The sequence below is a fragment of the Mycobacterium sp. ZZG genome (genome assembly GCF_054786995.1).
Map to the genome: position 1 here is coordinate 67,613 of NZ_JBTBFV010000005.1, position 22,173 is coordinate 89,785.

23 protein-coding genes and 1 pseudogene are annotated in these 22,173 nt (G+C 68.6%); 14 read left to right on the forward strand and 10 right to left on the reverse strand.

Going from position 1 to position 22,173, the window contains the following annotated elements; all coding sequences use genetic code 11:
* The first annotated feature begins 87 nt into the window (after positions 1 to 87).
* Genes ACXMYJ_RS05075 through ACXMYJ_RS05085 form a run of 3 tightly spaced genes read left to right on the forward strand, consistent with a single transcriptional unit; the run spans position 88 to position 1,960 of the window.
* Positions 88 to 1,365, forward strand: coding sequence for an inorganic phosphate transporter (locus tag ACXMYJ_RS05075; RefSeq protein WP_260756919.1), 1,278 nt, complete (start codon positions 88 to 90; stop codon positions 1,363 to 1,365).
* The gene (locus ACXMYJ_RS05080) at positions 1,362 to 1,649 is read left to right on the forward strand and encodes a hypothetical protein (RefSeq protein ID WP_260756920.1); all 288 of its coding nucleotides are present in this window, start codon (positions 1,362 to 1,364) and stop codon (positions 1,647 to 1,649) included. Before ACXMYJ_RS05075 ends, ACXMYJ_RS05080 begins: the two co-directional genes overlap by 4 nt.
* A gap of 11 nt (positions 1,650 to 1,660) precedes the next feature.
* Entirely contained in the window at positions 1,661 to 1,960 is a 300-nt protein-coding gene (locus ACXMYJ_RS05085) for a DUF3349 domain-containing protein (protein ID WP_260757925.1), read from the forward strand.
* Between the two features lie 107 nt (positions 1,961 to 2,067).
* Here the strand turns inward: ACXMYJ_RS05085 and ACXMYJ_RS05090 are convergent, their stop codons facing one another.
* The 6 genes and pseudogenes from ACXMYJ_RS05090 to ACXMYJ_RS05115 form a co-directional block, all read right to left on the reverse strand.
* On the reverse strand, positions 2,068 to 2,454 hold the full coding sequence (locus ACXMYJ_RS05090) for a VOC family protein (RefSeq protein WP_260756922.1): 387 nt from the start codon (positions 2,452 to 2,454) through the stop codon (positions 2,068 to 2,070).
* A 22-nt stretch (positions 2,455 to 2,476) separates the two neighbouring features.
* A complete protein-coding gene (locus tag ACXMYJ_RS05095; RefSeq protein WP_460354390.1) occupies positions 2,477 to 4,012 on the reverse strand; it encodes a long-chain-fatty-acid--CoA ligase in 1,536 nt (511 codons plus the stop codon).
* A gap of 6 nt (positions 4,013 to 4,018) precedes the next feature.
* Positions 4,019 to 4,903, reverse strand: coding sequence for an SDR family oxidoreductase (locus tag ACXMYJ_RS05100; protein WP_460354394.1), 885 nt, complete (start codon positions 4,901 to 4,903; stop codon positions 4,019 to 4,021).
* Between the two features lie 56 nt (positions 4,904 to 4,959).
* Positions 4,960 to 5,883 carry a 1,4-dihydroxy-2-naphthoyl-CoA synthase gene (locus ACXMYJ_RS05105; protein WP_460354396.1) on the reverse strand — a complete coding sequence of 308 codons (924 nt, stop codon included), beginning with the start codon at positions 5,881 to 5,883 and terminating at the stop codon, positions 4,960 to 4,962.
* Positions 5,884 to 5,886: 3 nt separating this feature from the next.
* Positions 5,887 to 5,964, reverse strand: a pseudogene (locus ACXMYJ_RS05110) (deazaflavin-dependent nitroreductase); the annotation flags it as partial.
* Positions 5,965 to 5,974: 10 nt separating this feature from the next.
* The gene (locus tag ACXMYJ_RS05115; RefSeq protein WP_460354399.1) at positions 5,975 to 6,682 is read right to left on the reverse strand and encodes an HAD family hydrolase; all 708 of its coding nucleotides are present in this window, start codon (positions 6,680 to 6,682) and stop codon (positions 5,975 to 5,977) included.
* 51 nt (positions 6,683 to 6,733) lie between these two features.
* Here ACXMYJ_RS05115 and ACXMYJ_RS05120 point away from each other — a divergent pair, with 51 nt between their 5' ends.
* Genes ACXMYJ_RS05120 through ACXMYJ_RS05135 form a run of 4 tightly spaced genes read left to right on the forward strand, consistent with a single transcriptional unit; the run spans position 6,734 to position 9,811 of the window.
* On the forward strand, positions 6,734 to 7,489 hold the full coding sequence (locus tag ACXMYJ_RS05120) for a glycosyltransferase family 2 protein (RefSeq protein ID WP_460354401.1): 756 nt from the start codon (positions 6,734 to 6,736) through the stop codon (positions 7,487 to 7,489).
* Positions 7,486 to 8,427, forward strand: a complete 942-nt coding sequence (locus ACXMYJ_RS05125; RefSeq protein WP_460354403.1) for an acyl-CoA dehydrogenase — start codon at positions 7,486 to 7,488, stop codon at positions 8,425 to 8,427. The genes ACXMYJ_RS05120 and ACXMYJ_RS05125 overlap by 4 nt, the downstream gene beginning before the upstream one ends.
* Positions 8,424 to 9,191: a PIG-L deacetylase family protein gene (locus ACXMYJ_RS05130; RefSeq protein WP_460354405.1), complete on the forward strand. Its 768-nt coding sequence runs from the start codon at positions 8,424 to 8,426 to the stop codon at positions 9,189 to 9,191. Before ACXMYJ_RS05125 ends, ACXMYJ_RS05130 begins: the two co-directional genes overlap by 4 nt.
* Positions 9,192 to 9,223: 32 nt before the next feature.
* The gene (locus tag ACXMYJ_RS05135) at positions 9,224 to 9,811 is read left to right on the forward strand and encodes an SAM-dependent methyltransferase (RefSeq protein ID WP_460354407.1); all 588 of its coding nucleotides are present in this window, start codon (positions 9,224 to 9,226) and stop codon (positions 9,809 to 9,811) included.
* Positions 9,812 to 9,983: 172 nt separating this feature from the next.
* Here ACXMYJ_RS05135 and ACXMYJ_RS05140 read toward each other — a convergent pair whose 3' ends face one another.
* Positions 9,984 to 11,207 (reverse strand): CynX/NimT family MFS transporter, encoded by a 1,224-nt coding sequence (locus tag ACXMYJ_RS05140; RefSeq protein WP_260756931.1) that lies wholly within the window; start codon positions 11,205 to 11,207, stop codon positions 9,984 to 9,986.
* A 47-nt stretch (positions 11,208 to 11,254) separates the two neighbouring features.
* On the opposite strand from ACXMYJ_RS05140, the gene ACXMYJ_RS05145 reads away from it, so the two are divergent.
* Entirely contained in the window at positions 11,255 to 11,926 is a 672-nt protein-coding gene (locus tag ACXMYJ_RS05145) for a FadR/GntR family transcriptional regulator (RefSeq protein WP_443187854.1), read from the forward strand.
* Here the strand turns inward: ACXMYJ_RS05145 and fadD8 are convergent.
* From fadD8 to ACXMYJ_RS05160, 3 genes are read right to left on the reverse strand one after another with little or no spacing between them, the layout of a single operon-like run.
* A complete protein-coding gene (fadD8, locus tag ACXMYJ_RS05150; RefSeq protein WP_443187855.1) occupies positions 11,915 to 13,579 on the reverse strand; it encodes a fatty-acid--CoA ligase FadD8 in 1,665 nt (554 codons plus the stop codon). The two genes, ACXMYJ_RS05145 and fadD8, sit on opposite strands and share 12 nt — an antisense overlap.
* A 57-nt stretch (positions 13,580 to 13,636) precedes the next feature.
* Positions 13,637 to 14,539 (reverse strand): oxygenase MpaB family protein, encoded by a 903-nt coding sequence (locus tag ACXMYJ_RS05155; RefSeq protein ID WP_460354411.1) that lies wholly within the window; start codon positions 14,537 to 14,539, stop codon positions 13,637 to 13,639.
* Complete coding sequence (locus ACXMYJ_RS05160) at positions 14,514 to 15,734, reverse strand: oxygenase MpaB family protein (RefSeq protein WP_260756935.1); 1,221 nt, start codon at positions 15,732 to 15,734, stop codon at positions 14,514 to 14,516. The genes ACXMYJ_RS05155 and ACXMYJ_RS05160 overlap by 26 nt, the downstream gene beginning before the upstream one ends.
* 47 nt (positions 15,735 to 15,781) lie before the next feature.
* Between ACXMYJ_RS05160 and ACXMYJ_RS05165 the strand changes: the two genes are divergently transcribed.
* From ACXMYJ_RS05165 to ACXMYJ_RS05190, 6 genes are all read left to right on the forward strand, one after another.
* Positions 15,782 to 16,435: a TetR/AcrR family transcriptional regulator gene (locus ACXMYJ_RS05165; protein WP_460354413.1), complete on the forward strand. Its 654-nt coding sequence runs from the start codon at positions 15,782 to 15,784 to the stop codon at positions 16,433 to 16,435.
* Between the two features lie 255 nt (positions 16,436 to 16,690).
* Positions 16,691 to 17,536, forward strand: a complete 846-nt coding sequence (locus tag ACXMYJ_RS05170; protein ID WP_260756937.1) for an MlaE family ABC transporter permease — start codon at positions 16,691 to 16,693, stop codon at positions 17,534 to 17,536.
* A 1-nt stretch (position 17,537) separates the two neighbouring features.
* Positions 17,538 to 18,392 carry an MlaE family ABC transporter permease gene (locus ACXMYJ_RS05175; protein ID WP_260756938.1) on the forward strand — a complete coding sequence of 285 codons (855 nt, stop codon included), beginning with the start codon at positions 17,538 to 17,540 and terminating at the stop codon, positions 18,390 to 18,392.
* Complete coding sequence (locus ACXMYJ_RS05180) at positions 18,393 to 20,066, forward strand: MlaD family protein (RefSeq protein ID WP_460354416.1); 1,674 nt, start codon at positions 18,393 to 18,395, stop codon at positions 20,064 to 20,066. It begins immediately after the preceding gene.
* On the forward strand, positions 20,063 to 21,118 hold the full coding sequence (locus ACXMYJ_RS05185) for an MCE family protein (RefSeq protein WP_460354418.1): 1,056 nt from the start codon (positions 20,063 to 20,065) through the stop codon (positions 21,116 to 21,118). Before ACXMYJ_RS05180 ends, ACXMYJ_RS05185 begins: the two co-directional genes overlap by 4 nt.
* Complete coding sequence (locus tag ACXMYJ_RS05190) at positions 21,111 to 22,157, forward strand: MCE family protein (protein WP_460354421.1); 1,047 nt, start codon at positions 21,111 to 21,113, stop codon at positions 22,155 to 22,157. Before ACXMYJ_RS05185 ends, ACXMYJ_RS05190 begins: the two co-directional genes overlap by 8 nt.
* Positions 22,158 to 22,173: the final 16 nt, after the last annotated feature.

The window sequence follows — 22,173 nt, forward strand, 5'->3', positions numbered from 1 at the left end:
GGCAGCCGGAAAAAGACCACGTCGCGGCCTCGACACGAGTTGTCAAAGATTAGTCAAAACCGCTGGCCGGGCAGCAGAATCAACGCCATGAGCGCAGAGCTGATCATCTTGGTGCTGTTGATCGCCACCGCGTTGGCGTTCGACTTCACCAACGGCTTTCACGACACCGGGAACGCGATGGCGACGTCCATCGCGACCGGCGCGCTCAAGCCCAAGACGGCGGTCATCCTGGCCGGCATCCTGAACCTGGTCGGCGCGTTCCTGTCCGTCGAGGTCGCGGTCACGGTGACCACCTCGGTGCTGAAGATCCAGGACGGCAAGACCGGTCAACTCATCCCGTCGATCGACGCGTCCACGGGGTTGACGATCATCTTCGCCGGTCTGATCGGCGGCATCCTGTGGAACCTGCTCACCTGGCTGTTCGGCATCCCGTCGAGCTCGTCGCACGCGCTGTTCGGCGGTCTGATCGGCGCCGGTCTGGCCGCCATCGGGCTGGCCGGGGTGAACTGGTCCGGCGTGACCGCGAAGGTGCTCATCCCGGCGATCGCGGCGCCGCTGATCGCCTGCCTGGTGGCCGGCTGCGGCACCTGGCTGGTCTACCGCATCACCCGCAACGTCGCCAAGAAGCGCCGGGAACAGGGCTTCCGATGGGGTCAGATCGCCACCGCGTCGCTGGTCGCGCTGTCGCACGGCACCAACGACGCCCAGAAGACCATGGGTGTGATCGCGCTGGCCCTGATCACCACCGGCCACCTCACCGGCGACGTCAAGGAGCAGGGCCTGCCGTTCTGGATCATCGCGTCGTGCGCGCTGGCCATCGGCCTGGGCACCTACCTGGGTGGGTGGCGCGTCATCCGCACCCTCGGCAAGGGGCTTGTCGAGATCGAGTCGCCGCAGGGGCTGGCAGCCGAAGCTTCGTCGGCGGCCATCATCCTGAGCTCGAGCGCCGCAGGCATGGCGCTGTCGACCACGCATGTGGCCACCGGTTCGATCCTGGGCAGCGGCGTCGGCAAGCCGGGCGCCGAGGTCCGCTGGGCCGTCGCCGGCCGGATGGCGGTGGCATGGCTGATCACCCTGCCCGCCGCCGGTGTCGTCGGCGCGCTGTCGTTCTGGCTGTCTCACGGTGTCGAGTCGCTGACCGGTTCGTCGCTGGCCGGTGACGGCCTGATCTTCGTACTGCTGTGCGCCCTGTCGTTCTACCTGTGGTGGCGCGCGCAGCATCAGAAGGTCGACCACCGCAACGTCAACGCCGACTGGGACGCTGCGACCAACTCGGTGGTCCCCGCCGAACTGCGCGCCTCGGTCACCGAGACCGAACCGGCGGCCAAGCCTGCTGCGACGGTGAAGGAAACCACGCTGACATGACGTACCTGGAAAGCATCCTCAAGGTGCTCGGCATCGGGCTCCTGCTCGGCGCGGGGCTGCCCGCCGTCTTCGCCGTCGGACTGGTGGCATTCTCCCGCGGCGACGGCTCCGACGGATCCGACGGCACCGCGGCGGCCGCGTCGAACCCGTTGCTGAAGTTCCTCGGGGTGGCGTTGTTCGTGTTCGTCGGTGCGGTGATTCTGACCGCGGTCCTGTGGATCACGCGGGCCACGATCATCCACCACACCGGCGTCGACCTCTTCCCGTTCCTGCCTGGAAAGTGAGTTGAGTGGCCATGGCCGAGAGCGCGTTCACCAACATCCTGGGCTGGCTGCACCAGGGCTACCCCCAGGGCGTCCCGCAGACGGACTACTTCGCCCTGCTGGCGTTGCTGGCACGGACCCTGACCGAGGACGAGGTCATCAAGGTCGCCCAGACGGTGCTCAAGGGCAACGACTCCGACACGGTGACGCCCGAAGAGATCCGCGCGGCGATCCATCTGGTCACCGATAAGGAACCCAACCCCGAAGAAGTGCACCAGGTCGCGGCGCGGCTGGCGTCGGTCGGCTGGCCGCTGGCGGCGCCGGCGCGCTGAACCTGATTGCGGGACTTTTCAACGCGGCTCCTGCCTCCCCGCTGAACTTGATTGCGGGACTCCTCAACGCGGCTCGTGCCTCGCCGCTTGATCGTCGCCCCGCTGAGTCAGCCCCGGGTGTCGCGGCGCAGCGGATGATCCTCGGGCACCTCGACGAAGATCAGCGTGACGCCGTCCGGATCGGTGACATGCATCTCGTGCAGCCCCCACGGTTCGCGCCGCGCCTCCCGCATGATCGGCACTCCACACTCCCGCAGTTGGTTCTGGGTCGCCGACAGGTCGCGCACCTGCAGCCACAACGCGCCCGGGAACGGCGGCGCGCCGCCGGCGGGGGCGCCGTGCCCGGCAAGCTCAATCAGCGCCTGGCCGGCGTAGAACACCATGCCGCCCGGATACTCGCGGGCAATTGCGAGACCGAGGCCGTCGCGGTAGAAGGCCACCGACCGGGCGTAGTCCCTGGGACGGAACAGCACGCGACTGGCCAGGATCTCCATGCCAGTGTGTCTACCACGCCACTCAGCCGATCTGTCGGCCCGCTCCGGCCCAGTGCGGTTCGCGCAGGGCGCGTTTGAGCAGCTTGCCGCTCGGGTTGCGGGGCAGCACGGCGACGAAGTCGACGGATTTGGGCAGTTTGTACCCCGCCAGTCGGTCGCGCGCGAACGCGATCAGTTCGGCCTCGCTGGGATCGGCACCGCGGGCGGCGACCACGACGGCCTTCACCGCCTCCCCCCACCGTGGGTCCGGCACCCCGATGACGGCGACGTCGGCGACGGCCGGATGGGTCATCAGCACGTTCTCGACCTCCGCCGGGTACACGTTCTCGCCGCCCGAGACGATCATGTCCTTGATCCGGTCGTGCAGAAACAGGTAGCCGTCGGCGTCGACGAAGCCGGCGTCGCCGGTCTTGAGCCAACCGTCCGGGGTCAGCGTCGCCGCGGTGGCATCGGGGTTGTTCCAGTAGCCGAGCATGTTCTGCGCCGAACGGGTCCACACCTCACCGACGCCCCCGGGTGCGACGTCAGCGCCGTCCTCGCCGACGATCCGGATCTGCACCCACCGATACGGTTTGCCGCAGGAGCGCAACAGTTCCGGCACGTGGTCGGGACCGTCGAGTTGGGTGATCGAGCCCGTGGTCTCGGTCATGCCGTACACCTGGGCGAAGATCCCGCCGAATCGTTCGATGCCGCGGACCAGCACGTCGTCGCTGATCGGTGACGCGCCGTAGACGATGACCCGCAAATGCGAGAAGTCGACGGTGTCGACCCCGTCGGTGTCGAGCAGGAACTGGATTACCGCGGGCACCAGCAGCATGTTGGTGACACGGTGCCGCGCAACGGAATCCAGGATCGCGGCCGGTTCGACGTCGCGCAGCACGACGGTCTTCGCGCCCTGCCACAGACCGGCCAGCGCCCACCCGGAGCCGGCCATGTGGAACAGCGGCATCACCGCCAGGCTGACGGCGTCGGCGTCGAACTGCCACGGGCCGGCCACCCCGCCGGTCTTGCAGACGTAGTTGGTGTTGCTCAGCATCACGCCCTTGGGCAGGCCTGTGGTGCCCGAGGTGTACATCAGGAACACCACGTCGTCGGGTCCGGTGACCACGCCCGGGTCGACGGCCGGATGCTCCGCGACCCACTCGTGGAACGCGGGCCAGCGGGCGTGGCTGCCGATCACCACGATGTCGGCGTCCAACTCCGCCTCGATCGCTTCGAGGTGACCGGCGAACTCCTCGCCGACCACGACGATGCGGGCCCCGGAGTCGACGATGACGTGACGCATCTCCGGGGCGGCCAGCCGCCAGTTCACCGGCACGCCGACCGCCCCGATCTTCGCCAAACCGAAAGCGACATCGAAGAATTCGATGCCGTTCTTCTCCACGAACGCGACCCGGTCGCCGAATCCGACACCGGCTGCCAGGAACGCCTGGGCGACCCTGTTGGACCGGTCGTCGAGTTCCCCGTAGGTGACCGTGGTGTCACCGGCCACCAGCGCCGGCGCGCCGGGGCGCTGCCGTCCGTGGCCGCGGACGATGTCGGCGAGGTTGTGGAACAACGCTTTTCAGTCCTTGGGCTGCATCCGTTGGCGTTTCATGATGGTGTCCACCGCCGCCGGCGCGACGCTGTTGATCGCGTGCGCGGTGATCGCGATGCGGGGTGCGATGTGGACCGGGCGGTGGCGCGCGGCGGTGACGATCCAGCCCGCCGCTTCGTCGGCGGACAGTCCGGGCAGCCCGTCGTACGCCCGTGTCGGTGCGATCATCGGTGTCTTCACCAGCGGGTAGTACAGCGTGGTGGACTGCACGCCGCGGTCGGACCATTCGGTCTCGATGATGCGGCTGATCGACGACAGCGCCGCCTTCGAGGCGTTGTAAACGCCGAACAGTGGCGGGGATTCGGTCTTCACACCCCAGGTGGACACGTTGATGATGTGGCCGTCGCCGCGCTCGAGCATGCCGGGGGCGAACCCGCGGATCAGGCGCAGCGGTCCGTAGTAGTTCAGCATCATGGTGCGCTCGACGTCGTGCCAGCGCTCCAGCGACTCCTCCAGCGGCCGTCGGATGGACCGTCCGGCGTTGTTGACCAGGATGTCGACACCGCCGAGCTGGTCGGAGACCGTCGCGACGAGCGCGTCGACGGCGTCCAGGTCGGACAGGTCGCACGCGTGCGCGCTCGCCTGCCCGCCGGCGGCGGTGATGCGGGTGACGACCTCGTCGAGCAGGTCACCGCGCCGGGCCACCACGACGACGGTGGCTCCGCGGCGGGCCAGCTTCTCCGCGGCGGCCTCACCGATGCCCGACGATGCCCCGGTCAGCAGAACGCGCTTGCCTCTCAGGTCGACGAGCTGCCGGCCGGCCCGGTTCAGCAGCGTGGGAAGTATCGGGGGGCGCATGCTGGTCAGCACGACCTGCTCGGCCAGCCGCCGCAGCGGGTTCCTGCTACTCACGGACCGGAGTCTATTTCCAGCGCGAAATCGCCTTGCACGTCCACGGGGTTCGGTGCCTAGAAGTAGCGGGGGAACGGCGACCAGTCCGGGTCGCGTTTCTCCAGGAACGCGTCGCGGCCCTCGACCGCCTCGTCGGTCATGTACGCCAGCCGGGTGGCCTCACCGGCGAACAGCTGCTGGCCCACCAGGCCGTCGTCGGGCAGGTTGAACGCGTACTTGAGCATCCGGATGGCCTGCGGCGACTTGCCGTTGATCTCTGAAGCCCATTGCAGCGCGACATTTTCCAGCTCGGCATGGTCGACCACCTCGTTCACCGCGCCCATCGCGTGCATCTGCTCGGCGGTGTAGGGCCGGCCCAGGAAGAAGATCTCACGGGCGAATTTCTGGCCGGCTTGGCGGGCCAGGTACGCCGAACCGTAGCCGCCGTCGAAGGAGCCGACGTCGGCGTCGGTTTGCTTGAAGCGGGCGTGCTCGCGGCTGGCCAGCGTCAGGTCGCACACCACGTGCAGCGAGTGCCCGCCGCCGGCCGCCCATCCGTTGACCAGACAGATCACCGGCTTGGGCATGAACCGGATCAGCCGCTGCACCTCGAGGATGTGCAGCCGTCCGGCCCGCGCCGGGTCCACGGTCTCGGCGGTCTCCCCGGACGCGTACTGGTAGCCGCTGCGGCCGCGGATGCGCTGGTCGCCGCCGGAGCAGAACGCCCAGCCGCCGTCCTTCGGCGAGGGTCCGTTGCCGGTCAGCAGCACCACCCCGACGTCGGAGGACATCCTGGCGTGGTCGAGGACGCGGTAGAGTTCGTCGACGGTGTGCGGGCGGAACGCGTTGCGCACCTCGGGGCGGTCGAAGGCCACCCGGACCGTCGGCTTGCGTTCACCGCCATCGATGTGGCGGTGGTAGGTGATGTCGGTCAGGTCATCGAAACCGGCCACCGGCTCCCACAGGCCGGCGTCGAACGGATTGCTCGCAGGGTCAGACACCTCTCAAACGTTATCGAAGCGGAATACCGGGCAGCGCCCGACCAACGCTTCGAACTCGTCGGGATGGGATCCGGTCACCAGGGCCCGGTCGTCACAGCTGGATGCCGTGGGCCCGCAGGGCCGCGAGCAACCCGTCCCTGCGTTCCCGGGTGGGCAACGGATCGACGAGCGCGAACGCGCACCCCAGCGCGCGGGCACCGCCGTCGGCTTCGTCGCTGTCCCCGACCATCAGCGCCCGCTCGGCGGGCACGCCCAGCCGATCCAGCGCGGTCTGGAAGATCGCCGGATCGGGTTTGACGGCGCCCACCTCGAACGACAGCACGAACTCGTCGACGTGGGCCTGGTCGCCGAGCGCATCGAACGCGGGCCGGATGTCGAACGCGATGTTGGAGACCACCGCGGTTCTGATTCCGCGCCGGCTTAGACCGTCGAGCACGGCCGCGGTGTCGGGGTACGGCGTCCAGCAGGCCGGGTCGATCACCCTGCTGTACAGCGACTCCGCGTGGTGATCGGCGAGTCCTGACTCACGCAGCACGTGCAGATAGGCCTCACGGTGCAGGTGCGGGGCCAGATCGCGGTTCATCCACGCCTGCAGCGCATCGGGTGTCATGGGCACCGACCGGCCGGTCGGCGCGGTCAGGCGGCGTATCAACTCGGCCTGCACGTGCTCGTCGATCTCACGGTTGCCCTCGGGGGTCATCGGGCTGTCGAGCTCCATCTCGACGAACCAGCCGTCGTCCTCTTCGAGCCGGAACAGCGTCCCTGAGAAGTCGAACAGCACCGCCTGCAGGTCAGCCACCCCACCATCCTGCCAGGTGTGAAATCTTCGCTGATTGGCTAACTAGCGCCCATGACTGTGTTCGACGACCTGCCGGAACCCGTCGTCGTGGTGGTGCCCGCGCACAACGAGGCGGTCCACCTGCCGGGCTGCCTGCGCGCGGTGACGACGGCGGCGTTGTGCGTGCCGAACCCGGTCACCACGGTCGTCGTCCTGGACTCGTCTGACGACGGCAGCGACGCGCTGGCCGGGCGATTCGGCCCCGACGTTCACTTCGTCACCATCGAGGCGGGCAACGTCGGGGCCGCCCGGGCCGCCGGCTTCGAATACGCGCGCGCACTGCCGGCCCTCGTCGGAGCCGACGCGTGGTACGCGACCACCGACGCCGACAGCGTCGTGGACTCCGATTGGCTGGTCCGAATGACCGATCCGGACCGTCACGCAGACGCGGACATGGTGCTCGGCGTGGTGCATGTCCCGGTGTGGCGCCACTTCTCGCCGGCGCTGGCGCGCCGGTATCTGCGTGCCTACCGTGCCAAGAGCGCCCCCGGACAGGGCCACGGTCACATCCACGGCGCCAACATGGGTTTCGCGGCATCGGCCTACTGGAGCGTCGGCGGCTTCCGCGCGTTGCCCAGCAGTGAGGACGTCGACCTGGTGGAACGGTTCGAAACGGCGGGACTGCGGGTGCACCGCGACCGGCGTCTGTCGGTGGCGACGTCGGATCGTCGGAACGGCTGCGCCCCAAACGGTTTCGCGAAGTACCTGCGTGACCTCGATGGGGCCGATCACTCGGACGACCCGTGTCCGACGGGGCTGAGCGCGTGAACGCCGGCCTGGTTCGCGACTGGCTCGCCGCAGGGGACCTGGACCTGCCGCTCCCCGGCCGCGGCCGCACCGCGCAACGGTGGGCGCAGCTCACCGCGCTCGCCGAACTCGACCTCACCGCAGCACGATTGGCCGAGGCCCACACTGACGCGGTCGCCATCCTGGCCGAACTCTGCGGAGATACGCCGCCGCCGGGGCAGCTGTGGGGGGTGTGGGCGGCCGAGTCCAGCGAGGCATCACTGACCGCCATCGTCGAGGGAGCCCAGGTGCTGCTCGAAGGCACCAAGACGTGGTGCTCCGGGGCGGGGTTGTGCTCACATGCGCTCGTCACCGCGAGACTGCCGTCAGGAGAGCGTGGCCTGTACGGGGTCGACCTGTCCGGCCCCGGGGTGCGGGCGCTGCCCGGCCGGTGGAGCAATGCGGGCATGGCCGAATCTGACACGCGCTCAGTGCAATTCCACGGCGCACCGGCCACCCCCGTCGGTGCACCCGGTGAGTACTTGAGCCGGCCCGGCTTCTGGCACGGTGCGGTCGGGGTGGCGGCGTGCTGGCTGGGCGGCGCCCGGGCCGTCGCCGCGGCGCTGTACGACCGGGTGCGTGGCGGCCGGGGCGACGCGCACACCGCGGCGCATCTGGGTGCGGTCGACGCCGCCCTGAGCGCTGCCGCGGCGACGCTGACGGTGACCGCGGCCGAAGTCGACGCCGATCCGGCCGACAAGGCCGGACGCGCGGAACTGCTGGCTCGCCGGGCGCGCGCCGTGGTGGAGACAGCCGTCGACGAGACCCTCACCCGCACCGCCCGCGCGCTCGGCCCGACGCCGTTGTGCGCGGACACCGTGCACGCCCAGCGGGTGGCCGACCTGAGCGTCTACGTCCGGCAAAGTCACGCCGAACGCGATCTGGAGCGGTTGGGCGCGCTGGCCGGGGAGGCGACGTGACCACCGCCCAGCTGGACAACACCGCCAGGCTGGCCGCCTGCCCGCTCACCGAAGGCGGTACCGCCGCACAGGTGTGGACTTCGGCCGGCTTGTCGCTGCCCCGGCTCGATCTGCGCGACTGCGCCGAACTGGTGGTCGTCGGCGCACACCCCGATGACGAGACCCTGGGATTCGGCGGGGCGGTGGCATCGCTGGCCGAAGCCGGTGTGCCGGTGCAGATCGTGTCGTCCAGCGATGGCGGCGCCGCGTTTCCGGATGCGTCACCGCTGCAGCGGTATCGGCTGGAGAAGACCCGCAGGGCCGAATTGCACAGGGCGGCAAGGGTTCTCGGGGTAGCGCCGCCGATCAGTTTGGGGCTGCCCGACGGACAGCTCGCGCAGCACGAACAGCGGCTCTCCGATCTGCTCACAGAGATCCTGGCCGACCGGTCGCCGGGAACCTGGTGCGCCGCGACATGGCGGGGCGACGGGCACCCTGACCACGAAGCCGTCGGCCGGGCCGCCGCGGTGGCCGCGCAGCGCACCGGCGTCACGCTCGTCGAGTATCCGGTGTGGATGTGGCACTGGGCGCTGCCGGATGACGGGGCGGTGCCGTGGCAGCGCACCTACACCGTGCCCCTCACGCCGGTCGCGTCGCAACGCAAACTCACTGCCGCGCAGTGCTTTCTCAGTCAGTTCACGCCACCGTCGCCCGGCGCGGAGCCGGTGTTGCCGCCGTATGTCCTGTCGCGGCACTTGGCGGTGGGGGAGGTGGTCTTCCGCTGACTCCCCGGCTTCCTGACAGCTATTTCGACCGCATGTATGCGCAGGTGGCCGACCCATGGCGGCTGGAAAGCCGGTGGTATGAGCGGCGCAAGTACGACATCACCGTGGCATTGCTGCCGTACGCCCGCTACCGGCATGCCTTCGAGCCGGGCTGTTCGGTCGGCGTGCTCACCCAGAGGCTGACCGGCCGCTGTGATCACCTCACCAGCTCCGACGTCAGTGTGGCGGCACTGGATTCCACACACCGCCGACTGCTCGGCGCAGGTGTGCGGGACAAGGTGACGCTGCTGCGCGGCTCACTCGATGGGCCCTGGCCCGCCGGGCCTTTCGACCTGGTGGTGCTTTCGGAGGTCTGCTACTACCTCGCGCCGGCGACGTTGCGGGAGGTCCTGGACCGTGAGGTACCCCGCCTGCGACCGGCGGCGACCGTGCTCGCCGCACATTGGCGCCACGACGTCGAGGACTATCTGATGAACGGCGACCACGCCCACGACATCATCGGCGCCACCGACGGACTGCATCATCTGGGCGGGTACCGCGACACCGACGTGGTGATCGACGTGTTCGACACCGCCGGCGCGACGTCGGTGGCCGCCCGCACCGCCGTCCCCGGCGCCTGACCCTCTCTCCCACCTTCCGAGGGCGAGGGTGCGTGTCGGCAGCCGACACGCCGCGAGAAATCCGGCAACGACGCACGCTCGCGCCGACGGAGTCAGCCGCCCAGCACCCCGCGCACATCCGGCCTCGACCACAAACTCAACAATTTCGTCACCATCCTGTACCCCGGCGTCCTCACACGTAGCGGCCGCGCCCGGCCAGCGCGCCGGCCACGATCTGCACGGCGTACACGGCCAGGAACATCACCCACGGCACCGTCCACCCGTGCGACACGTCGTGCAGCAGTCCGAACAGGAACGGTCCGGTTCCGGCGACGAGATACCCGAACCCCTGCGCCATGCTCGACAGTTGAGCGGTCTCCTCGGCGGTGCGGGCACGCAGACCCAGCACCGCGAGCGCCATGGAGAACGCGCTCATCCCGATGCCGATCAACACGCTCCACAGCAGCGGCTGTGCGCCCGGCGCCACCATCAGGCCCACCGCCCCGGCGAACCCGAACACCCCGACCGCGACGATCCATGCGCTCTGGCTGGGTCTGCGCGCGGCCAGCGGTGCGATCAGCAGCGACAACGGAACACCGATCAGCGAGGTCAGCCCGACGAGAAGGCCGGCGTTGACCTTGTCGACGCCGTTGTCGATGAAGACCTGGGGCAGCCACCCCATCACGATGTAGGCCAGGAACGACTGGCTGCCGAAGAACGCGGTGACCGTCCAGGCCAGCGGGTTGCCGAGCAGTGACCGACGCCCGGCGGTGGGCCGAGTGTGGGCCGCCCAGGCGTCGCGGTGCCGGCGCGTGGCCGGGATCCACACCGCGAGCGCGAGGAACGAGACGACCGCCCAGGCGGCCAGCGCCTCGCGCCAGCTGCCCAGCGGAGCCTCCAGGCCGGGCGTGGCCGCCGATCCGAGCGCTCCGCCGCCTTGCAGCGCCGCGGTGTAGATGCCGGTCATCAGCCCGATTCGGGCGGGGAACGATCCCTTGATGACGACCGGGATCAGAACGTTGGCCAGGGCGATGCCGGCGCACGCGACCAGCGTGGCGCCCAGGACGACCCGGGGTCCGTCCACCACGCGCAACGCAAGACCCGCGGTCAGGGCCACCATGGCCGCCGAGATGGTCCGTCCGAGGCCGATGCGGGACGCCAGCCATGGTGCGGCGAAGCCGGCGCCGGCAAAACACAGCGCCGGAAGTGTGGTCAGCAGTCCGGCCCAGGTGGCCGAGACCCCCAGCTCGGCGCGCATGTCCCCCAGCACGGTCGCGATGCTGGTGACGGCGGGACGCAGGTTCAGCGCGGTGAGCACAACGGCCAGCGCCAGTAACACGCCGCCGGCGACTCCGGGTACCCGGCTCGACGCGTGGGACGTCGAATCCGCGGTGATGGTCTGCCGGTCGGTGTGCATCTTGCTACCGTGCCATACATCCCATGATTGGACGAAAGGGTTTACGTGTGCCATTGAGCACTGCGCGTCGGGCAGGTCTGGTCGAGCAGGTCATCGAGCAACTCAGGCATGCCGTCCTCGCCGGCGAATGGCCGGTCGGGGAGCGGATACCCAACGAAACCGTGTTGGTCCAGACACTCGGGGTCGGACGCAACACGGTACGTGAGGCGGTCCGCGCGCTGGCACACGCCGGAATCCTCGAGGTCCGTCAGGGTGACGGCACCTACGTGCGCGCCACCAGCGAGGTGTCCGGAGCGTTGCGCCGCCTGTGCGGCACCGAACTGCGCGAAGTGCTCGAAGTGCGAAGGGCGCTCGAGGTGGAGGCCGCACGCCTGGCCGCCGCCCATCGCACAAAGGCCGACGTCGACCAGATGCGCGCACTGCTGGCCCGCCGCGACAAGCACAGGGCCGCCGGCGACACCGAGGGGTACGCCCGCGTCGACGCCCAGTTCCACCTCGCCGTGGTGCGCACCTCCGGCAACCGCACCCTCATCGAGCTCTACTGCGGACTCATGGAGGCGGTCACCGCCAGCGTCGTGACGACGCAGCATGTGCCGGTAGACCGCTGCGATCACCGCGTGCTGCTCGATCAGATCGCCGCCGGAGACGCTGAACGAGCCGGCCGGACGGCAGGGGAGTTCCTGGACCGGATCCTGGCAGGCGTCGGCTCAGCCGACTGAACGCCCCGCGCCTTCCCAGAACTGCGCCCGCACGGCCTTCTTGTCCGGCTTGCCCAGCGCGGTCACCGGTACCGAGTCCACCACGATCACCTGCTTGGGTGACTGCACCGAACCCTTGCGCTCCTTGACCGACTCCTGGATCTCGGCGGTCATCGTCGCGACGGCGGACTCGGAACGGTCGGCATCGGGCCGCAGCACCACCACGGCCGTCACCGCCTCGCCCCACTTTTCGTCCGGGGTGCCGATGACGCACACCTGGGACACCGAAGGATGTTCGGCCACGACGTCTTCCACCTCGCGGGGGAACACGTTGAACCCGCCGGTGACGATCATGTCCTTGGTGCGGTCGACGATGTAGTAGAAGCCGTCCTCGTCTTCCCGGGCCAGGTCGCCGGTGTGCATCCAGCCGTCCCGGAACGTCTCCGCCGTCGCCTCCGGCAGGTTCCAGTACCCGCCCGATAGCAGCGGCCCCGCCACGCAGATCTCGCCGACCTCACCCTGGGGCACCGGCTGACCGTCCTCGCCGAGCAGCGCCACCTTGGCGAACAGCGTCGGCCGCCCGCACGAGGTCAGCCGCTTCTCGTCGTGGTCCTTCTTGGACAGGTAGGTGATCACCATCGGCGCCTCGGACTGGCCGTAGTACTGCGCGAAGATCGGCCCGAACCGGCGGATCGCCTCGGCCAGGCGCACCGGGTTCATCGCCGAGGCGCCGTAGTACACCGTCTCCAGCGACGACAGGTCGCGGGTGTGCGAATCCGGGTGGTCCATCAGCGCGTAGATCATCGACGGCACCAGCATCGTCGCGGTGATCTTCTGCTCCTCGATGACGCGCAGCACCTCGGCCGGATCGAACTTCGTCAACACGATCAGCTCGCCGCCCTTGACGATCACCGGCGTGAAGAACGCCGCACCGGCGTGAGACAGCGGCGTGCACATCAGGAAGCGCGGGTTCTCCGGCCATTCCCACTCGGCCAGCTGCACCGTGGTCATGGTGGTGATCGACTGCGTGGTGCCGATGACGCCCTTGGGCTTACCGGTGGTGCCGCCGGTGTAGGTCAGGCCGCCGATGTGGTCGGGCGGCAGGTCGGCGGCGACCAGCGGCTTGGCCGGGTACGTGGCGGCCTCGGCGGTCAGATCCACAGCGGTCACGCCGGCGGCGGCGAATTCGGGCGGGACGGGCCCGATGGTCAGCACCTGCTTGAGCGACGGCACCTTCTCCACGAGGCCGAGGGCACGTTCGACGAACATCGGGTTGGGGTCGATGATCAGCGACGTGACCTCGGCGTCGGACAGCACGTAGGCGTGGTCGTCGAGGGAGCCCAGCGGATGCAGCGCGGTGCGGCGATAACCCTGTGTCTGGCCGGCGCCGATGATCATCAGCACCTCGGGACGGTTCAGCGACAGCAGTCCGACCGCCGCGCCGGTTCCCGCCCCCAGCGCCTCGAACGCCTGGATGTACTGGCTGATGCGGTCGGCCAGCTCGCCGCCGGTCAGGGTGGTGTCCCCGAGGAACAGCACCGGCTTGTCCTTGTGGCGCTTGAGCGCGCCGACGGTGAGGTGGCCGGAGTGGAGGAAATGGCGCAGCTGATCACTCATGCCGACCAGACTAGAACGTGTTCCAATTCCAGTCAGCCGGTCCCCGCGAAATCGCATTCCACGTGGGGCTACGGCGAACTTTTGCGCGTGGAATGCGAGTTCGGCGGCGGACGGTCAGAAGCGGGCCGGGACGTGACCCAGCTCCCGCAGCCAACCTTTGCGCGCCGCCGGATACCACGCGAGCGACCCGGGCAGATACCGCCAGCCCGTGCGGATGGCCGACCGGATCGCGCGGTAGCGCCGTTCGTCGCCGCGCGTCCAGCGGATGCCGAAGCGGTCCCGCACCAGGGCGGGCAGGCCGCCAAAGATCAGCAGCTGCATCGGCGGGGCCAGCGCCATCCGCACCGGCAGGGTGGGCAGCAGCGCGTCGGCCAGCGGACGCAGCCGGGGATGGCTCGGATAATCGGGGGAGGCACTCATGTCCGGGATCGCCCGCCTGCCGATGAACTCGATCAGATAATCCGACGCCGGGTTGGGCTGCAGCACCTCACGGCAGTAGCGGTCCACCTCGCCTTCGAACGCGGCGCGATCGGCGGGCACGACGCTCGCGGTCATCCCGTAGCGGCGGTACCACTCGCGGCCCTCGGCGTAGAGCTGCTCGCTCTCCTGTGTGGTCAGCCCGTGCGAGTCCCAGTGCATCGCCAGCCGATCCACCATCCGCTGAAAGGTTGCGTGCGCCCACCAGAACGTCTCCGGGTGCAGCGCGTGATAGCGCTGCCCGTCCGCCAGGGTGCCCTTGATGTCGTGGTGAAAGTCGCGGACTCGCAGTCCCGTCGCCTCGGCCAGGTCCCCGTCATACACCGTGCCGAGAATGCCTGGCAGTGAACGGAAGACGCGGTCGACGGGGTCGTCGAAGAAGTCGGAGTGGTCGATCAGCCCCTGCCCGATCGCCGGGTGCATCGTCTGCAGCAACCCCGCGGTGCCGCCTTCGAACGCGATGCGCATGTCCCCGGCCCAGCGCCACAGCAGCGACGACGGACCGAGGGCGTCCTCAGCCGGGGAGTCGGCCGACGTCATGCTGCTGCTCCCCGAAGTACTTGTCCAGCTGGCGATTCCGTGACCGGTCGCCCCACCGCTCCAGGTAGGCCCGGCCCCGGCAGGTGCGGGACAGCAGTTGATAGCGGACGGTGTTCTTGGCGATCGCCGGCAGCACGGCCCAGGGCAGTGCCCGCGGTAGTTCCAGGTCGGCCATGCCCTCGGCGCGCAGGAAGAACCGCAGCATGCTCAGCAGCCTGGCCCGGTGGTAGGCGCCGCGCAGCGCGGCGGCGTTGGGGTAGTGCAGCTCGCGCTGTGCGTCGACGATCGCATTGGCCAGTGCCGGCCCGGCGGCGCTGACGGTGGACTGGGTGACCAGCAGGTGGTAGTTCAGCCGGTGCTGCTGAGCTTCGTTGTCGCATAACCAGTCCTCGTCGACTCCCATCAGCCAGCCGACGTACTTCCACAGATGCATGATGGCGCGGGACTCGGCGGGGCTGACGCGCACACCCAGCATCCGCACCCCGAGCAGTAAGGCACCGTTGAACAGGCCCAGGGTCGCGGCCTGGTCGGTCTGGTTGATCGGCAGCCCCCAACGCTCGATGTCCCAGCGGCCGTTGCGCTCGAACTGATGGTTGACCAGTGCGTGCATCAACCGAACGTGCACGGTGAGTTTGAAGCCTTCGCCGTCGCGGCGCATCGCATCGGGCTCGGAGACGGCGACGGCCCACTTCTGGGTCTCGGCCAGCCGTCGCACGGTCGTGCGGCCGGTCAGCCCGCCGGTTTCGACGAGCAGGTCGGTCGGACCGCCGAACCGGTACCCGCCGATCAGCGACAGCTGCAGCATCACGTCTGCGGCGTTGGTGCCGAGGCGCCGGTACGCGGCGGCACCCCGGTTGACGAGGTCGAAATCGACCCAGGCCGGGGTGTTCTCGACGACGGCGAAGAAGTCGCGCAGCGGTGCGGGGCAATTCGGCACGGCGTCGACACCGTGCTCGAGGGCCAGCTTGAACTGGCCCATGCTCACCCGGTCGGGGCCCTCGGATTTCATCGCCGCCACCAGCGCCGCCCCGACCTCGTCGCGGTGCATGAGGCGCCTGCCGATTTTGGTGGTCAGCGTCGAGTCGAGCCGGACGGTACGGGTGAGTGCGCGCAGCGGCCGACCCATCCTGCGGTTGCGCCGTTCCCCCTCCATGAACCGGCGGGGGTATACGGCGGCGGTTTCCTGTGTCACCATGGCGCCATGCTGACACGAGCGATCATTCGCGTTCAATTCGCGTACGCATGAGCGCTGATCCGTCGTCCCGGCTCCGTCGGGCGCCCCGCCAGGAACGGTCCCGCGCCATGGTGGACCGCATCCTGGACGCCGGTGAGCAGATGCTGATCACGCATGGATTTGACGGCGCCTCGACCAACCGCATCGCCGCCGCGGCGGGCATCAGCCCGGGGTCGCTCTATCAGTACTTTCCGAACAAAGACGCGATCGCCGCCGCGGTCATCGACCGGTTCAGCGACCAGTTGTCCGCCCGGGTGGCGGCGCGGGTGTCCGAGCGGCTGGACCAGCCCGCGCCCGACTACGTCCGCGAGTCGATCGCCGCACTGGTCGACGCTCTCGAAATGCACCCCGAGTTCCTGCGGGCGGTGATGGAACAGACGCCGCGATTGGGTGCGGCCAGCAAGCTGGTCGCGTTCGAACAGCGCATCGGAGAGCTGACGGTGGCCTATCTGACGATCAACAAGCGGCAGGTCCGGGCCGACGCGACACTCGACACCGCGGCCTGGATGCTGGTTCGGATGGTCGAACACCTCTGTGTGCGCTACATCCTCGACCAGCCGCCGATCGAGCGGGAGAAGTTCATCGACGAGATCACGCTGATGGCACTGAACTATCTGCGACCCTGGCCGGCCCCGCCGCCGGACCGTTTCCCGTCGCGGTGACCAGCGCCTCAGAACGCGAATTGAATGCGAGCCGCCGCTCGTGTCAGAAATTCGTCCGCCGCAGGCGGGGATTTTGCTGATTCCTTGCCTATCGGAGAAGCTAATGGGCATACTCATGCCGACAGGGCGGGAATGCGACGGGTTCGGCGGGTGCCGCAGGCGTCAATTAACGCTCTCAACTGCAGAAAACACGCCGACCACCGAGGTTGGCACGAGCAAAATCGAAGGCATTAAGTAAATGGTCGTTCAGCGCGGATGAGCGCCGACGCAAAGGGTGACGGAGCCACCGTCATCACCGACTGGGCCGGCGGCTACGTCAAGCGTCACCCGCTGGCGTCGTTGGCGACGGTCGGCAACCAGTTCATCCTCGGTGTTCGCACCCTCCAGTATTTCCTGATCGACCTGTTCACCGGGCGCTTTCAGTGGCAGGAGTTCATCCGGCAGGGCGCGTTCATGGCGGGGACGGCGGTGTTGCCGACCGTTTTGGTGGCGCTGCCCATCGGGGTGACGCTGTCGATCCAGTTCGCGCTGTTGGCCGGCCAGGTGGGCGCCACCTCGCTCGCCGGCGCCGCGAGCGGGCTGGCGGTGATCCGGCAGGCCGCGTCGCTGACCGCGGCGATCCTGATGGCCGCGGCGGTCGGCTCGGCCATCACCGCCGACCTCGGATCGCGCACGATGCGCGAGGAGATCGACGCGATGGAGGTCATGGGTGTCTCGGTGATCCGCCGCCTGGTGGTCCCGCGCTTCGCGGCGGCGATCATGATCGGCGTGGCGCTCACCGGAGTCGTGTGCTTCGTGGGCTTTCTCGCCAGCTACCTGTTCAACGTGTACTTCCAGAACGGTGCTCCGGGCAGCTTCGTCGCCACCTTCGCCTCGTTCACGACGACCGGCGACATGATCGTGGCGCTGGTGAAGGCGGTGATCTTCGGCGCCATCGTCGCCGTGGTGTCGTGTCAGAAGGGGCTGGCCACGGTGGGCGGCCCCACCGGCGTCGCGAATTCAGTGAATGCCGCCGTGGTCGAGTCGATCCTCATCCTCATGGTCGTCAACGTCGCGATCAGCCAGCTCTACATCATGCTGTTCCCGAGGGTTGGGCTCTGAGATGGCGTCGACCTTCGTACCGCCGCTGCTGGCCCCGTTCGTCCGCCTCTGCGGGAAGGTCACGCCGCCGATCGGGCGGCTCGGCCACATGCTGGTGTTCTTCGTGCGGGCGATCGTGGCGATCCCGTTGGCGCTGCGGCACTACCGCGCCGAGTTCGTCCGCCTGCTGTCCGACATCGCCTGGGGCAACGGCTCTCTGGTGGTGGGCGGCGGAACCGCGGGGGTGGCGATCGTTCTCGGTGTCACCGTGGGTGCGCTCGTGGGCATCGAGGGATACAACTTCCTGGACCTGCTGGGGCTGGGCCCGGCGACGGGGATCATCTCCTCACTGGTGAACACCCGCGAGTTGGCCCCGATCGCGTTGTCGTTGGCGTTCGCCACCCAGGCCGGCTGCCGGTTCACCGCGCAGCTGGGGTCCATGCGCATCGCCGAGGAGATCGACGCGCTGGATTCCCTTGCCATCCGGCCGATCCCGTATCTGGTGACCACCCGGCTGATGGCCTCGGTGATCGCGGTCATCCCGCTCTACGTCGTCTGCCTGGCGGTCAGCTATCTGACGACGCAGGTGGTGGTGCGGGTGATCAGCGGCGGGGCGACGGGCTCGTACCTGCACTACTTCACGCTCATGCTGTCAGGTCAGGACATCCTCTACTCGCTGCTCAAGGCCATCGTCTTCGTGTGGATCGCCACGACGATCCAGTGCTACTACGGCTTCTACGCCAGCGGCGGCCCCGAGGGCGTCGGCGTTGCCGCCGGACACGCCATGCGGGCCAGTATCACCGTGGTGATCATCGTCAACATGCTGCTCACCATGGCGCTGTGGAACGTCGACGCCGGAGCGAGGTTCGGAGGGTAGGTGGCGAATTCCTTTGACCTGGACGGGCGCGGACCCACCGATCGCCAGTTGTTCGGTGGGGGAATCGCGGTTGTCCTTGTGGCAGCGCTGATCACGTCGACCCTGCTGGTCAAGGCGACGGGCCGCCTCGACCCGTTCGTCCGCGTCGTCGCGAATCTCGTCAACGTCGGCGACGGGCTGCCGCAACGCTCCGACGTCAAGTACCACGGCGTGTTGGTGGGCGCCGTCGACAGTGTCACGCCGGCCGCGCACGGCAACCCGAATTTCGTTCACATCAACCTGAACCCGGAGTACGCCGCGTCGATACCGGCCACCGTCACCGCAAGGGTGGTGCCCAGCAACGTGTTCGCGGTCTCATCGGTGCAGCTGGTGGACCGTTCGCCGGAGGGGGTGAGCCCGGGCGCGGCAATCACCGCCGGTGCGCACATCCCGGAGGACACCGAACTGCCCACCGTGCTGTTCCAGACCACGATCAGCAAATTGCGCGACATCCTGGCGGCCACCGGGCGCGGCCGCGAGGACAAGACGGTGGGCATCCTGGCCGCGGTGAACGCGGCGACCGAGGACCGCCGCAGCGAGCTGCTCGCCGGCGGTGCACAGCTGAGCCGGCTCGTCGACGAGATCGACGGGATCGTCGCGACCGATCCCGGGCCGACCACGGTGTCGGCTCTGGTCGACGCCACCAGGGGACTGCGGGCGACCGCGCCGGAGTTGTTGGACGCGTTGCACATCGCGGTCGGACCGATGCGGACCCTGGTGGAGCAGAGGGCTCAGCTCGACGCGCTGGTCAGCAGCGGTCTGCACACCATGGGGACCACCCACACCGCGCTGAACAACCACACCGACCGGCTGGTCAAGATCACGTCGGAGCTGACGCCGGTCATCGGGAATCTGGCCGACACGTCGCATCACTGGCTGCCGGCGTTCCTCAAGATCAACGGGCTGTCCGACAAGTTCTTCAACGAGGTGTGGCGACCCGAGCGCGATATCGGCAACATGCGCATGAATATCTCGCTGACCCCGACCTACACCTACACCCGCGCCGACTGCCCGCGATACGGGGAATTGAAGGGGCCGAGCTGTTACACCGCACCGCTGGTGGTCACACGGCCGGAGTTGCCGGATGTGCTGTTGCCGCAGAACTATCAGCCGCCCGCGGATCTGGCGCCCCCGCCGGGCACCGTGGTCGGTGAGAACGGGAACCTGGTGGCTGTGGGACCGCCGCTGATCAACCCGAATCCGAACCTGGCCGACCCCAATCCGCCACTGCCGCCGTGGATGTCGCCTGCGCCTCCGGTTCCCGGAACGGCGAACGACGCGCTGATCCCGATACCGCCGCCTCCGGTGAATCAGTCTCCGCTGGCGCCGGTGGCGCCCAAACCCGCTGACTCGCCCCGACGTCCGCCGCCGCCTCCCATCGGACCGGCTCCGGCTGCTCCCGCGCCGGCCCCGCCGCTGCCCGCCGAAGCCGCCCCGGCGTCTGCTGTATTGCCGGCTCAGCCGGGGTCGTTCGGCGGGAACGTCGGCCCCGTCGGCAGCCCGTATGAGCGCACGACGCTCAGCGTCATCACCGGCCGGCCGGTCACTCCGGCGACCCAGTTGCTGCTCGGGCCGGTCGCCCGCGGGACCACGGTCTCGCCGGCACCGCCGGCCCCGGAAGAGGAGCCCCGATGAGATCCCGTGGCGCACTGGTCGGGCTGTCGCTGTTCATGGCGGTGGCCGTGACGTTGACCTGGCTGGTCTATGTCACGCTGCGCCGCGACGTCGCCGGATCCACGGTGCCGTATGCGGCGATCTTCACCGACGTGTTCGGGCTGCGCGAAGGCGACGACGTGCGAATGGCCGGCGTGCGGGTGGGCCGGGTGGAAAGCATTGAGCTGCAAGGCAAACAGGCCAAGGTTTCCTTCGTGGTGCAGGCCGACCAGCAGGTGCTGGGCAGCACGGTGGCGTCGGTGACCTACCAGAACATCGTCGGGCAGCGGTACCTCGGGCTGTCGCTGGGTAACCTGGGCGAGCCGGAACCGCTTCCGGCCGGCAGCGTCATCCCGGTCGAACAGACCGATCCGTCCTTCGATGTGGGCACGCTGCTCAATGGATACGAGCCGCTGTTCAGCGTGCTCGACCCGAAGCACGCCGACAACCTCACCAAGGGCGTCATCCAGTCGCTGCAGGGCGACGAGGGCTCGATCACCGCGCTGATCGACCAGACGGCACAGCTGACCGACGCGTTCGCCGGCCGGGACGAGGAACTCGGCGGCGTGATCACCGACCTGAACGTGGTGGTGGCCAATCTCGCCAGGCACAACGACGATCTCGACCACATCGTCGGCCAGGCCCGGTCGGTGGTGTCGACCTTCGACGCACGGCGCCCCGAACTGATCGATTCGATGGGCTCGATCGCCAAAGTGATGCGCCAACTTTCGACGATCTCCGACGAGGTGTACACGCCGCTGAACGAACTCGTGCAGCGCCAGCCCGGGTTCGCCAAGCACATGGTCGGGATCGAACCGCAGTTGGCGTTCGTCGGCGCCAATCTTCCGCTGCTGCTCAAGGGGTTCGCGCGCATCACCGGTGAAGGCACCTACGCCAACGCCTACGCGTGCAACCTGGACGGCACCGCATTCTTCCCGGGACTCAACGACGTCACCCCGATCGTCGTGGCCGCCGCCACGCCCGGCAACAAAGCCCGTTACACCCCGAAGTGCAGGAACATGGCCAATGGCTGATCAAACCCCGAAGACGCGGCGCCGGCGGCGCCCGCTGGAGAGCTACAGCGCCATCTGGCTGGGTGTCGTCGCCGTCGCGGTGGTCGTGGTGCTCGTCGCGACGCTGCTGCTGTTCAGAGTCGCCGATTTCGGCTACCGCCACTACACCGCGCGCTTCCTGCAGGCCGCAGCGCTGCAACCGGGCCAGCCGATCACCGTCGCCGGCATCCCGGTAGGGGAGGTGACGAGCATGGAGCTCGCCGGGGACCATGTCGAGGCGGGTCTGAAAATCCGCGACGACGTCGTCCTGGGCGAGGATTCACGGGCCTCGATCAAGGTCACCACGATCCTGGGATCACGCTACCTCGCGATCTATCCCGACGGTCCGGGATCGTTGCCGGACAACACCTTCGACCTGACGCACACCGAGGTGCCCTACGACCTGCAAGAGGCGCTGTCCGACGTCGCCACCACCTACGAGCAGGTGGACTCCGACCAGTTCGCCAAGACGTTGGCGATCCTGGGCAAGCAGTTGGAAACCCTGCCCCCGGTGGTCCCGCAGGCGCTGGAGAACACCCACACACTGTCGACGATCATCGCGCAGCGCCGTGACCAGTTGGGTGAGCTGCTGAAGACGACCGAGATGGTCAGCACCACGCTGCGCCGCCAGCAGGCGACCATCGGAAATCTGGTGGATCAGGGCAATTCGCTGCTCGGGGAGTTCGTCGCACGACGCGCCACGTTCCAGGCGATGATGGACGCGCTCACGAACCTGGTGCAGAACTTGAGCGGCACGGTGATCGACGACCGTCCCGAGTTGGAGGAGCTGCTCACCAATCTGCGCGAACTGTCCACCCTGCTCGGAAAGAACGACGCCATGGTGCGCAGCATCCTGCAGACCGCGCCGATCGCGCTGCGCAACCTGACCAACATCACCGGCACCGGTAACGCGATCGACTTCAACGCCTCTAACGGCCTGCTGATCGACTCCTGGATGTGTGCGATCAGCGGTCGAGCCAAGCAGTTCGGCCTGATCGAGTACTTCCAGGACTGCAAATGAGCCGCGCACGCGAGGA

Coding starts and splice junctions, on each gene's coding strand:
- ACXMYJ_RS05080 (WP_260756920.1), top strand. CDS start 1,362: ATGACGTACCTGGAAAGCATCCTCAAGGTGCTCGGCATCGGGCTCCTG.
- fadD8 (WP_443187855.1), bottom strand. CDS start 13,579: ATGCGATTTCGCGGGGACCGGCTGACTGGAATTGGAACACGTTCTAGT.
- ACXMYJ_RS05170 (WP_260756937.1), top strand. CDS start 16,691: ATGAGCGCCGACGCAAAGGGTGACGGAGCCACCGTCATCACCGACTGG.
- ACXMYJ_RS05160 (WP_260756935.1), bottom strand. CDS start 15,734: ATGGTGACACAGGAAACCGCCGCCGTATACCCCCGCCGGTTCATGGAG.
- ACXMYJ_RS05140 (WP_260756931.1), bottom strand. CDS start 11,207: ATGCACACCGACCGGCAGACCATCACCGCGGATTCGACGTCCCACGCG.
- ACXMYJ_RS05175 (WP_260756938.1), top strand. CDS start 17,538: ATGGCGTCGACCTTCGTACCGCCGCTGCTGGCCCCGTTCGTCCGCCTC.
- ACXMYJ_RS05185 (WP_460354418.1), top strand. CDS start 20,063: ATGAGATCCCGTGGCGCACTGGTCGGGCTGTCGCTGTTCATGGCGGTG.
- ACXMYJ_RS05190 (WP_460354421.1), top strand. CDS start 21,111: ATGGCTGATCAAACCCCGAAGACGCGGCGCCGGCGGCGCCCGCTGGAG.
- ACXMYJ_RS05120 (WP_460354401.1), top strand. CDS start 6,734: ATGACTGTGTTCGACGACCTGCCGGAACCCGTCGTCGTGGTGGTGCCC.
- ACXMYJ_RS05090 (WP_260756922.1), bottom strand. CDS start 2,454: ATGGAGATCCTGGCCAGTCGCGTGCTGTTCCGTCCCAGGGACTACGCC.
- ACXMYJ_RS05085 (WP_260757925.1), top strand. CDS start 1,661: ATGGCCGAGAGCGCGTTCACCAACATCCTGGGCTGGCTGCACCAGGGC.
- ACXMYJ_RS05165 (WP_460354413.1), top strand. CDS start 15,782: ATGAGCGCTGATCCGTCGTCCCGGCTCCGTCGGGCGCCCCGCCAGGAA.
- ACXMYJ_RS05135 (WP_460354407.1), top strand. CDS start 9,224: ATGTATGCGCAGGTGGCCGACCCATGGCGGCTGGAAAGCCGGTGGTAT.
- ACXMYJ_RS05155 (WP_460354411.1), bottom strand. CDS start 14,539: ATGACGTCGGCCGACTCCCCGGCTGAGGACGCCCTCGGTCCGTCGTCG.
- ACXMYJ_RS05075 (WP_260756919.1), top strand. CDS start 88: ATGAGCGCAGAGCTGATCATCTTGGTGCTGTTGATCGCCACCGCGTTG.